Source organism: Paenibacillus agaridevorans (assembly GCF_018604145.1).
Classification (GTDB): domain Bacteria; phylum Bacillota; class Bacilli; order Paenibacillales; family Paenibacillaceae; genus Pristimantibacillus; species Pristimantibacillus agaridevorans.
In genome coordinates this window covers 59,152-72,635 of the sequence record NZ_CP075889.1, presented here as the reverse complement: position 1 = coordinate 72,635, position 13,484 = coordinate 59,152, and the positions used below count along the sequence as shown (strand labels likewise).

The following is a 13,484-nucleotide window of genomic DNA, read 5'->3' as shown; positions in this document are numbered from 1 at the left end:
GGACATACCACCCTATTTTTCCGGAAGCACCGTCCTCGCGATACGGCCGTCGAGCGCCTCGTAATCCGAGTAACGGATCGTCTCGTACAGCTCCTTGCGCGTCTGCAGATCCGGCAGCGATGCGACTTGCGTGCCGCTGCGGGCAATCTCCGTGAAAACCCGTTCGTACGCCTTGGCCGCGGCGCGCAGCGAGGTGACGGGATAGATGACCATTCGGAAGCCCCAGTCCGCGAATTGATCGGCGGTATAATAAGGCGTTCGACCGAACTCCGTCATGTTGGCGAGCAGAGGAATACGGACGGCTTCGCTAAATGTCCGAAATTCCGCCTCCCCCTCCAACGCCTCGGGAAAAATCGCATCCGCGCCGGCGGCCGCATATTGTTTTGCTCTCGAGATCGCCGCCTCGAGCCCTTCCCCGTCCCTCGCATCCGTCCGCGCGACGACGTACAAGCTCGGGCTAACATCCTTGATCATCCGGATTTTTTGCGCCATCTCCTCCGCCGTCACAAGCCGCTTGCCGTTGAGATGACCGCACTTCTTCGGCATGTCTTGATCCTCAAGCTGGACGGCCGCCGCCTTTGCCTCCACCAGCTCCTTGGCTGCGCGGGCAACGTTTAATACGCCACCGTAACCGGTGTCGATGTCGACAAGCACAGGCAGCCCCGATGCCCGAACCAGCTCCCGCGTCCGCTCCGCCACTTCGTTGCTATAGATAAGCCCCAGATCAGGCAGCCCCCGGCTTGCCGTATAAGCCGCTCCGGACAAATACAAAGCTTGAAATCCGCAGCCTTTCGCCACCCTGGCCGACATGCCGTCATGCGTTCCCGGTATTTGAACGATCGGTCCGCTTGCGACAAGCGCGCGGAACTTCTGAGACAGCTCATATTGACTAGGCTCTTCTTCCACTAGCCATGACATCGCCCCATTCTCCCTTCCTCTCCATCTGCTCTGACTGCAAACGTCCGCAAATCTTTTTAGATAACCAACATTCCCATAAATTGCGTTACCGGCATGCCGGACAAGTTTTGAAAATCAAAGCCGGAGCCCACAATACCGGCAGTCCTGCCTCTCGGGAACCGGGTCAGCAGATTGGCTTCGCATTTCTCGATCACCTTCGGCAACCCTTCTTCGCGCCGTCTTCGATGTCCGATGGGGTATTCGCAGACGATCTTCTCCGTCTCTGTTCCGTCAGTAAACCGCACCTGTATGGCGTTCGCAATGGAACGTTTATCCGGATCCAGGTAGTCGCGGCTGAATTGCGGATCGTGTACGACGGTCATTTTCGCGCGAAGCGAATCAATTCGGGGATCGGCCGCCGCCTCGTCTTCGTAATGCTCCGCAGTGAGCGAACCGTAAATAAGCGCCACCGCGGCCATATATTGCAAGCAATGGTCCCTGTCCGCGGGATTGGCGAGCGGCCCCTTTTTGTCGATGATCCGAATGGCCGACTCATGTGTCGTCAAAGTAATTTCAGCGATATCTTCCAGACGGTTGACCACGATGTCATGCAGGGCGAACGCGCACTCGACGGCGGTCTGGGCGTGGAATTCGGCCGGGAACGATATTTTAAAGAGGACGTTCTCCATGACATAGGCGCCAAGCGGACGTGCAAGAGCAAGCTCCCGGCCTTGGAACAACACATCCTGAAACCCCCACTTCGCGGCCGTGAGCGGCGTATCATAGCCCATCTCCCCGTTCATCGCCATAAGCGCGTGACGCACCGCCCTGCTAGCCGCATCCCCCGCCGCCCAGCTTTTGCGCGAGCCCGTGTTCGGAGCATGCCGATAGGTTCGGAGCGCGCCGCCGTCAAGCCAGGCGTTCGATAACGCAGCCTCGATCTCCTTAACAGTACCGCCGAGCAGCGCCGTCGCCATCGCCGTAGAAGCAATGCGCACAAGCAGCACATGGTCGAGCCCCACGCCGTTAAAAGAATGGTTAAGCGCCAAAATGCCCTGGATTTCGTGGGCTTTCACGGCGGCTTCGAGCACATCCCTCATCGTCAGCGATTCTCCGCCTTCGGCCAGCCTTTTTCGGCTGACATAATCGGCGACGGCAAGAATGCTGCCGAGATTATCCGACGGATGGCCCCATTCTGCGGCCAGCCAAGTGTCGTTATAATCGAGCCAGCGAATCATGGTGCCGATGTTGAATGCGGCATGCACGGGCTCCAGCTCGAGCTGCGTGCCGGGCACGCGAGCTCCGCCGGGCAATACGGCGCCAGGGACAATCGGCGCGATATGTTTCGCGCATTCCGGAAACCGCAGCGCTAGCACCGCCGTGCCGATGGAATCCATAAGCATGTATTGGGCGATCCGCAACGCCTCTTCGCTTTCAACTTTGTACTGGGCCGCATATGCTGCCAGCTCGGTCAGCAATGAATCTCGTACCATGCGTAGACACTCCTTTCGCTTCTGCAAGATTGGAGCAGGCAAAATAAACCGGCCTCTAGCCTGGAGTAGCTGATAAGCGTACGTTGACTAAGGCAGATGAGCGGGCGTTTACTAAATGAGCATTCGGTGACTAAGGTAGATTGTGCGGTGACTAAGGCTGATGGGTGTGCGGTGACTAAATGAGCGAGTGGTGACTAAGGTTGATGGGTGTGCAGTGACTAAATGAGCGGGTGGTGACTAAGGCTGATGGGTGTGCGGTGACTAAATGAGCGAGTGGTGACTAAGGCAGATTGTGCGGTGACTAAATGAGCGGGCGGTGACTAAGGTAGATGGGTGTGCGGTGACTAAATGAGCGGACGGTGACTAAGGTAGTTGGGTGTGCGGTGACTAAATGAGCGGACGGTGACTAAGGTAGTTGGGTGTGCGGTGACTAAGGTAGATGGGTGTGCGGTGACTAAATGAGCGGGCGGTGACTAAGGCAGATGTGCGGGTAACCGACGTTTGCGACTCGCGGACTATGCCTAGTCATACGCGTACTTCAGCGTGGATAAGGTGAAGCGGCTGACGCCGTCCTTTGGCAGCGCAGCGCGTTTTATTCCGAGAATTGTAGGGCAAGTTTGGAGAAAACTTATGGCTTTCCTATAGTTTGAATAAGTGGAAAAACTCCCTTTAATGGGATTTCATTTCGTTTTTTCGGCGTAATTGAGGGAAATTTGGACCTCTGTCAAGAAAGTAGACACCATTTATGCCGCTTTTCTCTTATTAAATTTTGCAGCGTACCGGGCTGGTGACAAGTACCCCAGTGCACTGTGGATCCGTTTACGGTTATAAAAAAACTCAATATATCTGTAGATTTCTTCATAGGCCTGTTGCTTCGTTTTGAATCGCTTGCAGTAAACGAGTTCCTTCTTGAGCACGCTATGAAATGACTCGATACAAGCGTTGTCGTAGCAGTTGCCTTTCCGACTCATGCTGGCTCTCATTTTGTAGGCTTTGAGTTGTTTTCTGTAATCATCAGATGCATATTGACTACCGCGATCTGAATGATGCAGCAGCCCCTTCTTTGGCTTTTTAGCTTTATAGGCGTCTTGCAACGCACCAAGTACCAAGTCGGTCGTCATCCGGCTCCCTAGGCGCCAGCCTACGATCTCACGTGTACACAGGTCAAGAATACTTGCTAAGTATAAACGACCCTCTCTGCATGGAATATAGGTGATGTCTGCCACCCAGACCTTATTAGGCTTCTCCGTTTTAAACTTTTGGTTGAGTACGTTAGGTGCGATCGGCAAATCATGGCTCGAGTCTGTCGTCTGCACCTTGTACTTTCGAGAGACACAGGCACGCAGACCAAGCTCCTGCATGTATAAACCAATGGTCCGCTCTGCTACTGTGTGGCCTTCTTCTTGAAGAAGATACGTGATCTTTGGGGCACCGTAGCGCTGCTCAGAATCATGAAAATGGTAAGAAACCCGCTCCATTAAAGTCCGTTTTCGCAGTTCCTGGTTGCTCAGCTCTGCATTTTTCCATTTGTAGTAGCCGCTACGTGAAACACCCATGACTTCGCACATCTTCTCCAAACGAAACTCGGAGCGATGATCTTCTATGAACTGGAACCGTCGTTCCTTGGTTTGCTGAAGATGTGCACAGCCTTTTTTACAATCGCGAGCTCCTCCTCTACATCGGAAATCCTCTGGTCTTTCGCGCGGAGCTCACGTTCTTGCTCTTTAACGAGTTGCTCGAGCTCATAGAGGCGTCCCGAACTGGCAACGGGTTCATTCTTAAAATCTCGATATTTCGCTTTCCAGGCATGCAACGTCTTCGCGGGAATATCTAGTTCGAGGGCGATGTCCTCCACCGATTTTGTCTGCTCTTGCAGATATTTTACCGTCTGTTTCTTAAACTCTTCATTGTATCGATTCCGTTGTTCACCCATTGTGAACACCTCCTATTTCATTCATTATCGAATTCTCTTAACGAGGTGTCCACTATTTATTCTACTTACAATTCTCCCTCTAATCCAAGTAGAATGGAGGGCAGACGCCCATTAAATTGAAATTAGAGGGCGGTTTTCCCCTTAAAGCCGCAAAATCCGGTATAGCAGCGAGATTAGATGGCGGTTTTCCCTTTATCCAATTCATAACGGACTGCAACACCCACGATCCTTGCACAAAGGTTTGTGGCTACACGGATTAAGAAGGCATCGGCACCGATCAAGAAGGCATCGGCACCGATCAAGAAGGCATCAGCTCGGATCAAGGAGGCCTCAGCTCGGACCAAGAAGGCATCGGCACCGATCAAGAAAGCCGCAGCCCGGATCAAAAGGACCTCAGCACGGATCAAGAAAGCCGCAGCCCCCTTGGGCCCGTGTAGCTCACGCGAGGCCGAAAGAGCCGGTTGCTGGCATGCTGCTCGCTGACATGCGCGCACAGTCCCGCCATTCGTGCGGCCAGAAAGACGGGCGTAAACAACGGGACGGGTATGCCAAGCAGCGCATAGACCGGCGCGGCGTAATAATCCAGATTGGGATAGAGCCCTTTTTCCCGCTTCATGACCGCTTCTCCGGCGTCGCACATTTCGTACAAGTCCCGCCGTCCCTTGGCCTCGGCAAGCCTCGCGAGCGCTTCCTTCATCAGCAGTGCTCGGGGATCCGGCTTCCGCATATAGACGCGATGGCCGAAGCCCATAATCCGCTCTTTGCGCGCCAGCTTGCCGAGCATGACGGCCTCCAGCTCCCCGGGTGTCGCCGCCTCGCCCAGCATGGCCATGACCGCCTCATTCGCTCCGCCGTGCAAATAACCTTTGAGCGACGACACCGCTCCTGCCACCGCGCCGTACATGTCGGACATCGTGGAGGCGATGACCCTTGCCGCAAAGGTCGAGTTCGGCAGCTCATGCTCGCTGTAGGCGATGAGCGACTGATCGAAGATTCTCTCTTCCAGCGGCCCCGGCACCTTGGCGGTCAGCATAAACAAGAAGTTGCCGGCAAAGCTGAGATCGCCGCGCGTCTCTATGACGGGCTGCCCGGACAAAATGCGATGGCCGTTCGCCACCAAGCCCGGCACCTTAGCCAGCAGCCGGATGGCCTTGCGGCCGTTCGCCTCAGCGGAATGATCCTCCAGCTCGCCGTCGAAGCCTGCCAGCGCGGAAATGGCTGTACGCAACGCGTCCATCCGGTGCGTCCCTGCGGGAACATGAGCCAGCATATCGTAGATCGCGTCAGGAATGGCGCTAGCCGCCGACAATCGCTCCTCCAGCAAATCTCTTCCTTTGCCATCGGGCAGACTGCCGTTCAGGAGCAAGCCGGCCACCTCCACATAGGAGACGCTCCGCGCAAGCTCGATAAGATCATAACCCCGCAGCACAATTTGTTCCGCTTCTACATCCAGGTAGGAGATGTTCGTTTCGCTTGCGATCACATTCTCAAGACCAGGCACATAACGATGATCCGTCATAATGGCTTCACGCTCCCGTCTTTTCGCGTTCCCGTCTTGGTCAATTACCCTCGCAATCCATCATTCCTGCGATCTAGATTTCCGGCCATCTAGCGTTCCGGCGTTCCGGCGTTCCGGCGTTCCGGCGTTCCGGCGTTCCGGCGTTCCGGCGTTCCGGCGTTCCAGCGTTCCATCTACATGTTTCTCCTGTATTGTCCGCCAACCTCGAACAAGGCGGTCGTTATTTGACCCAGAGTCGCGACCTGAACCGTCTCCATCAGCTCCTCGAACACGTTCCCGCCGCCCAGCGCCGCTTGCTTGAGACGCTCCAGAGCTTCCTTGGCAGCCGCTCCATGCTTCTCCCGGAATGTCCGGAGATTCGCGAGCTGCGTCTCCTTCTCCTCCGTCGTCGAACGAGCCAGCTCCGGATCCGACGCCAGCGCTGCTGCGGGATTCGTATTAAGGAAGGTATTGACCCCGACGATCGGCAGCTCCCCGGAATGCTTGAGGCTCTCGTACAGCATCGACTCCTCCTGAATCCGGCCCCGCTGGTAGCCGGTATCCATCGCCCCGAGCACTCCTCCCCGGTGATGAATCCGCCCAAGCTCCGCGAGCACCGCCTCCTCTACCAGGTCGGTCAGCTCTTCGATCAGGAAGGAGCCCTGCAACGGATTATCGTTTCTCGCGAACCCGAATTCCTTATTGATGATGAGCTGAATCGCCATCGCTCTGCGAACGGAATGCTCCGTAGGGGTTGTAATCGCCTCGTCATAAGCGTTGGTATGAAGGGAATTGCAGTTGTCGTAGATGGCAAGCAGCGCCTGCAGCGTCGTCCGAATATCGTTAAAATCCATCTCTTGGGCATGCAGCGAACGACCCGAGGTCTGAATGTGGTATTTCAGCTTCTGGCTCCGTTCATTGCCTCCATACTTATGCCGGATGACCGTGGACCAGATCCGTCTGGCGACGCGGCCCAGCACCGCGTATTCGGGATCAAGCCCGTTGCTGAAGAAGAAGGAAAGATTCGGCGCGAATTCGTCGACGGCCATCCCCCGGCTCCGATAATATTCGACGTACGTAAAGCCGTTGGCCAGCGTAAACGCCAGCTGGGAGATCGGATTGGCTCCGGCCTCCGCGATATGGTAGCCGCTGATGCTTACCGAATAATAATGGCGCACGCCATGGTCAATAAAATATTGCTGAATATCGCCCATCATTTTCAGCGCGAACCCGGTCGAGAAGATGCAGGTGTTTTGTCCCTGATCCTCCTTTAAAATATCGGCCTGCACCGTGCCTCGAACTGTTTGCATGGTCCGCGTCCGTATGGCCTCCTCCTCCGCGGCGTCCGGCTTCCGGCCATGTTGAGCCGCGAACTTCGCAAGCTGTTGGCGGATCGCCGTATTCATATACATCGCAAGCAAGATCGGCGCGGGGCCGTTAATCGTCATGGAGACGCTCGTGGCGGGATGACACAGATCAAAGCCCCGGAAGAGCCGTTCCATGTCGTCCAGCGTCGGGACATTGACGCCGCTGTTGCCGATTTTGCCATAAATATCGGGACGTTCGCCGGGATCATGCCCGTACAAGGTGACGCTGTCGAAAGCCACGGACAACCGCTTCGCGTTATCATGCCTGCTCAAATAATGGAATCGCCTGTTCGTTCGCTCCGGCGTTCCTTCGCCCGCGAATTGTCGCTTCGGCTCCTCGTCGCTTCGCTTGAGCGGGAATACGCCGGCCGTGTAGGGCGGCTTGCCGGGCACATTCTCCGTCAGCAGCCAACGCAGCAGATCGCCCGGACAGGAATACCGTGGCAATGCGATGCGAGGCAGCGTCAGGCCGGAGAGCGTAGTCCAGTGCAGCCTCGCCTGAGGGGGCTTAGCAGCAGTTGACCCGGGCGATGAGGGATTAGCGGTTGCTGGTCCCGCATCCTGAAACTTTTTTGCTCCAACTCCGTAACCCTCCCGCAAAGCCGGCCACTCGTCCAGCAGCTTCTTGCAGGAGGGATGAAGCTGAAGCTCCAGCTCGGCCGCCATCGCTTCCAGAAGCACCGCGATTTGCCCGGTGTCGGCTTGAGCCAGGTTCGACTGCCCGGCAGGCGATCCATCCGCTTCGAGCACCACGGGTGGCGACTCAACCGCATCGGGTGACTGCGCAGCCAACGGCGGCATGGCTCCTCCTTGCTCCGCCGCTGGTCGCGATATCGCCGCATCTGGAAACTGAGCAGCTATGGGCGGCGCTTGCGAGGCGTCCCGCGCCTGAGATCTTGTACCTTGCCCCGACTGCCCGGACGCTGCCTCGCGCAATAAAAAACTTCCGCCATTCGCTTTCACCAGCATCCGCGCGCCTCGCAGCTTGCCGATCCGCCTCGCCAGCTCAGCCTGCTCCTCTACAAATGTTCGACGTTCCCGCAGCGTCTCGACGATCTCGCCCAGGTATCCGCTCCGCTCCCGCGGAATGATGGAGCCGGGAAGCGATAGCTTCAGCCATTTGGGAGCGATCCGGGCATCGTAGGCCGGCGACTGAGGTTCTGGAATCAGCGGCGATCGCGACGCCGGCTTCAAAGCGTTACGGACATAACGCTCCGCCGCTTCCGCAATGTCGCGGAACAAAGCATCGGTCGCCAAGTCGCCAAACCGGCTTGCGATCGTGCCGTAAACCGGCAGCTCTTCGTCAGCAATGTCCGTACCCATGCCGCGGCTGCGACGGTATTGCTTGCGGACGTCGCGCAGCGCATCCTCGGAGCCGGCACGGTCGAATTTGTTAACGACGATCATGTCGGCGTAATCGAGCATGTCGATTTTCTCCAGCTGGGATGGGGCTCCGTATTCGCTCGTCATAACGTACACCGCAATATCGCAGAGCCTCGTTATTGCCGAGTCGCCTTGACCGATGCCGCTCGTCTCCACGATGATCCAGTCGAAGCCCGCATGCTTCGCAAGCGCGACAGCATCCGATGTTGCCGCGCTCAGCTCCTTGCCCGAGCCGCGGGTCGCCATGCTCCTCATGTAAGTGCGGCCGTCCCCAATCGCGTTCATGCGAATACGATCGCCGAGCAGCGCGCCTCCTGTCTTCTGCCTTGTCGGGTCGACGGAGATGACGGCGATCGTTCCTGCCGCCTTCTCTCGCAGAAACCGCCTGACGAGCTCGTCGGTCAGGGAGCTTTTGCCCGCGCCGCCCGTACCTGTTATGCCGATTACCGGTACGCCGTGGGGGAGCTGCTCCCGAATGTCGGCAAGCCAAGCTGCCGACCCATTCGCCTCGGCTGCCGTGACGAGGAGTGCGAGCGCGGAGGGGTCGCGCTCCTTCAGACGCTCCAACTCCCTCGCCGGATCGATCGCCATCTCGCAGTCCGATTCGCGGAGCATCCACGCGATCATCCCTTCCAGCCCAAGCGTCCGGCCGTCTTCCGGCGTAAATATTTTGGATACGCCGTACGTTGCCGACTGCTCGGCTTCCTCCGGCGTAATGGCGCCCCCTCCCCCTGCAAAAATTCGAATATGAGCGGCTTCCCGCTCCCGAAGCAAATCCGCCATATAGCGCAAAAACTCCACATGCCCGCCCTGGTAAGAGCTGACCGCGATCGCCGCCGCATCCTCCTGTATCGCTGCCGATACGATCTCCTCCGCCGAGCGGTTGTGCCCGAGATGGATCACCTCGGCTCCCGCCGCTTGAAGCAGCCTTCTGATCAGATTGATGGACGCATCGTGGCCGTCGAACAAGGCCGAGGCGGTTACGAACCGAATAGGCCGTCTGGTTTCGCTGCCGTCCGCTTGCATTCCCGCTGGCTTCGTCATCCCGTCTGCCGCCTCCTATCGCCCTTCCTTGACCATATGCTTAAAAATAACCAACCGCTGGATCTCGTTCGTCCCCTCGTAAATTTGCGTCACCTTCGCATCCCGGAACAGCCTCTCCGCTGGATATTCGCGCATATAGCCGTACCCGCCGAAAATCTGCACCGCCTCCGTCGCGCACGACAAGGCCGCGTCGGAGCAGAAGCGTTTCGCCATCGCCGCCTCCTTGCCGCAAGGCAGTCCGCGAGCGCGCAGCGCTGCCGCCTGATAGACAAGCAGCCTTCCCGCTTCGATGGCGGTCGCCATGTCGGCGAGCTTAAAAGCGATCGCCTGATGGCCCGATATCGGCTTGCCGAATTGATGGCGGCTGCCTGCGTATTGCATCGAGCAGTCCAGGGCGGCCTCCGCGATGCCAAGCGCCTGCGCCGCGATGCCGATTCGGCCGGCATCCAGATGCGAAAGCGCGATTCGCAAGCCCTCTCCTTCTTTGCCAAGCAAGCAATCTGCTGGCACCTCCGCGTTGTCGAACACAAGCTCGGTCGTGCTGGAGCCGTGAAGACCCAGCTTTTTTTCGCGTTTTCCGACCGTCAGTCCCTTCGTGCCGCGCTCTACAATAAAAGCGGATATGCCCTTCATCCCTTTGCTCGGGTCCGTTACCGCGAACGTAATGTAAGTGTCCGCGTAACCTCCGTTCGTAATAAACGATTTCGTGCCGTTTAAAATGTAGAGGTCGCCGCGTTTCTCCGCCTTCATCCGCATGCTTGCGGAATCCGAGCCCGCGCTCGGCTCCGTCAGGGCGAAGGCCCCCAGCGCCTCGCCCGAGGCAAGCCGCGGGATGAACCGGCTTCGCTGGTTTTCGTTGCCGTCGTATAGAATCGGGCAAGTACCGACCGAGCTGTGCACGGACAGAATAACGCCAACCGCGGCGCTTGCCTTCGATATTTCATGGATGGCAATCACGTTCGAGACGTAATCCGCGCCGACGCCCCCATACTTCTCCGGCACGGCGATGCCCATGAGCCCCAGCCCTCCCATTGCGGCAATCAGCGCCTCAGGGAAGGCATCCCTTTCTTCCATATCGGCGACGCACGGCGTTACCTCTCTCCTCGCGAAATCCCGTATCATTTCGCGCATCGCTTCCTGCTCGCTTGTCAGTGGCGGCATCATGGCATCCACTTCCCCCGCTGTATAATCGTGCTGATTGGAATTTACGTTGTAACCGCTTTGTCGCAGACAACATCATGTGTCGTACAAATAGAACCCCCGCCCCGTCTTCTTGCCCAGCCAACCGGCCTGCACGTACTTGCGCAACAATGGGCACGGGCGGTACTTGGAATCGCCGAATCCCTGAAGAAGCACCTCCATGATGGCCAGGCATGTATCGAGACCGATCAGGTCTGCCAGCGCCAGCGGTCCCATGGGATGCCGCATGCCCAGCTTCATGATGGCGTCCACCGCCTCCGGCGAAGCTACGCCTTCATGCACGCAGCAGATCGCTTCGTTAATCATCGGCATCAGCACGCGGTTGGAAACGAAGCCCGGGCTGTCTCCCGCTTCGACCGGCGTCTTGCCTAACCTCTGCACGAAATGATGGGCCTCCCGGAAAGTTGCATCCGAGGTAGCAAGGCCGCGAATAAGCTCCACAAGCGGCATGACGGGCACCGGGTTCATAAAATGAATGCCCACGACCCGATCAGCCCGCCCCGTCGCGGCTGCCAGCTCGGTAATCGGCAGCGCCGACGTATTGCTCGCCAAGATGGTCGCCGACGGACAACGATCGTCGAGGCGGCGAAACAACTCACGCTTGGCCGGCAAACTCTCGACGATGGCTTCGATGACTAGCTCCGCGCGTGCCGCCGCTTTAATATCGTCGGCAATCATAATCCGCCCCAGCATCTCCGACGTTTCGGCCTCGTTCTTCCGTCCCTTGGCGACATCTCGTGCCGCTTGGCGGCGCAAGGACTCCAGCCCGTGCTCCGCGCGTTCCGGCGACACATCATGCAGAAGCACTTGCAGCCCCGCCTCCGCCGCCGACTGGGCAATGCCGCCTCCCATCTGCCCCGCGCCGACAACCATCAGCGTCCGAATACGATTGCTCATGGATGGCCTCCTTTCCGCGGTTCGGTTATCGTACATTCGGATATCGTACTTGGACTTAATGCTCCAAGCATTCCTTCCTGCATTGGTCTCGCATGCGTCAGAGCCGACCGGCAGACTTCATTATTCAAGTCGAACCGGCTCCATCCTGATCATGCCAGGGCAGCAATTCTACGATCGCTCCGCTCCCCGCAGACAACAGGGTTATTAACGAGCTACATGACTTCGAGCAAAACGGCATCCCCTTGGGCTGTTCCGCTGCATATGGCCGCGACTCCCAGTCCGCCGCCCCTACGGCGGAGCTCCGTCACGAGCGTCAATACGATGCGCGCCCCGCTTGCTCCGACGGGATGTCCGAGCGCAACCGCTCCTCCGTTTACATTCACCTTGGATGGATCGCATCCCAGCATACGCGCGCTTGTTAGAGTGACAGCCGCAAATGCCTCGTTTATCTCGAACAAATCAATGTTCTGGACAGAATGGCCGCTTCGGTCGAGCAGCTTACTGATGGCGGCAGCCGGGGCCGTCGCAATGTAAGGAGCCTCCAGCGCCGAAGCTGCGTGACCTACAATGAGGGCTATTGGCTTAAAACCAAGCTCATTCGCCTTATCTTGCGACATCATCAGCAGCGCGGCTGCGCCGTCGTTCACCCCTGGCGCATTTCCCGCCGTGATCGTGCCGTCAGCAGCAAAGACGGGCGCCAGGCGCGACAGCGCTTCCGCACTCGTATCGGCTCGAGGAGCTTCGTCGCTTTCGATAACGTTCTCCGCCCCATGCCTGCCTGGCGTACGAATGGCCATAATTTCTTCTCGCAGCTTACCGTCCTGCATAGCAAGTATCGCTCTCTGATGACTGAGGAGCGCCCACTCGTCCTGCTCCTGCCGAGTTACGTTATATTCCCGTGCCACCTTGCTGCCGTGCACAGCCATATGCACTTTATCGAACGGGCATTGCAGCCCGTCGTGAAGCATCAAGTCGACGATCGTCGCATTGCCAAGCCGACTGCCCCAGCGCATGCCGGGTATGGCATGCGCCGCCTGGCTCATGCTTTCCATACCGCCTGCCACGACTATGTCGGCATCTCCCGCTCGAATCATTCCGTCCGCCATCGTAATCGCCCGAAGCCCTGACGCGCAAACCTTGTTAATCGTCTCGGCAGGTGTGCTCCACGGCAATTCTGCATATCTCGCCGCTTGTCTCGCGGGATTCTGTCCAGCCCCGCCCTGCAAGGCCATGCCCATGATGACATGCTCTACCTGCTCCGGCCGCAGTCCCGCACGGCATACAGCCTCTCTGATGGCTTCACCCCCTAGTCGAACGGCTGTGATTTCCTTGAACACACCGCCGAGCTTGCCAAAGGGCGTCCTTGCTCCGCTGACGATAACGGTTGTCGAAGCCATGCTCCCATCCCCTCTCGCCTTGCCGATTGCTGCGCAACTTATGGTCCCCGCTCGTTCATGTGACGCTTCGGATCAAAGGCTGCCTAGTGATCCGGCATTTGTGACGTTTCGAATCATAGTCTGTCTAGTGGTCCAGCACTTGTGACGTACAAGCTATCTATACTCCAATCTATCTGTTTATCCATACTTATGTTTGCGATGCCGGCAACATGATATTTGTTGTTCACGGTACGTGTCCTGGACTCGCACCATTCATATGCAGATAGGCATCGCCCGCCATGGGATTTTACGTCTGCTGCGCCGACATAACTTCCATAAAAGCGGCGCTGACGACGGTTTAGATCGGCCGCGTCGACTTCAACTCCGTAAAAGCGG

10 protein-coding genes are annotated in these 13,484 nt (G+C 57.7%); all 10 read right to left on the bottom strand.

Annotated elements, in window-relative coordinates; all coding sequences use genetic code 11:
- Window positions 1–12: 12 nt before the first annotated feature.
- The gene (prpB, locus tag KJW29_RS00250) at window positions 13–918 is read right to left on the bottom strand and encodes a methylisocitrate lyase (RefSeq protein WP_214628310.1); all 906 of its coding nucleotides are present in this window, start codon (window positions 916–918) and stop codon (window positions 13–15) included.
- Between the two features lie 56 nt (window positions 919–974).
- Complete coding sequence (locus KJW29_RS00245; RefSeq protein ID WP_214628309.1) at window positions 975–2,390, bottom strand: bifunctional 2-methylcitrate dehydratase/aconitate hydratase; 1,416 nt, start codon at window positions 2,388–2,390, stop codon at window positions 975–977.
- Window positions 2,391–3,133: 743 nt separating this feature from the next.
- Window positions 3,134–3,994: an IS3 family transposase gene (locus KJW29_RS00240; protein ID WP_246608780.1), complete on the bottom strand. Its 861-nt coding sequence runs from the start codon at window positions 3,992–3,994 to the stop codon at window positions 3,134–3,136.
- Window positions 3,991–4,323 (bottom strand): transposase, encoded by a 333-nt coding sequence (locus KJW29_RS00235; protein WP_214625949.1) that lies wholly within the window; start codon window positions 4,321–4,323, stop codon window positions 3,991–3,993. The genes KJW29_RS00240 and KJW29_RS00235 overlap by 4 nt, the downstream gene beginning before the upstream one ends.
- 173 nt (window positions 4,324–4,496) lie before the next feature.
- Window positions 4,497–4,730: a hypothetical protein gene (locus KJW29_RS00230; RefSeq protein ID WP_214628308.1), complete on the bottom strand. Its 234-nt coding sequence runs from the start codon at window positions 4,728–4,730 to the stop codon at window positions 4,497–4,499.
- The gene (mmgD, locus tag KJW29_RS00225; RefSeq protein WP_214628307.1) at window positions 4,727–5,842 is read right to left on the bottom strand and encodes a citrate synthase; all 1,116 of its coding nucleotides are present in this window, start codon (window positions 5,840–5,842) and stop codon (window positions 4,727–4,729) included. The genes KJW29_RS00230 and mmgD overlap by 4 nt, the downstream gene beginning before the upstream one ends.
- A gap of 173 nt (window positions 5,843–6,015) precedes the next feature.
- On the bottom strand, window positions 6,016–9,615 hold the full coding sequence (locus KJW29_RS35855) for a methylmalonyl-CoA mutase family protein (RefSeq protein WP_246608518.1): 3,600 nt from the start codon (window positions 9,613–9,615) through the stop codon (window positions 6,016–6,018).
- Window positions 9,616–9,630: 15 nt separating this feature from the next.
- Window positions 9,631–10,779, bottom strand: a complete 1,149-nt coding sequence (locus tag KJW29_RS00210; protein ID WP_214628306.1) for an acyl-CoA dehydrogenase — start codon at window positions 10,777–10,779, stop codon at window positions 9,631–9,633.
- Window positions 10,780–10,851: 72 nt separating this feature from the next.
- Window positions 10,852–11,712 (bottom strand): 3-hydroxyacyl-CoA dehydrogenase family protein, encoded by an 861-nt coding sequence (locus tag KJW29_RS00205; protein WP_214628305.1) that lies wholly within the window; start codon window positions 11,710–11,712, stop codon window positions 10,852–10,854.
- A gap of 212 nt (window positions 11,713–11,924) precedes the next feature.
- Window positions 11,925–13,109 (bottom strand): acetyl-CoA C-acetyltransferase, encoded by a 1,185-nt coding sequence (locus tag KJW29_RS00200; protein WP_214628304.1) that lies wholly within the window; start codon window positions 13,107–13,109, stop codon window positions 11,925–11,927.
- Window positions 13,110–13,484: the final 375 nt, after the last annotated feature.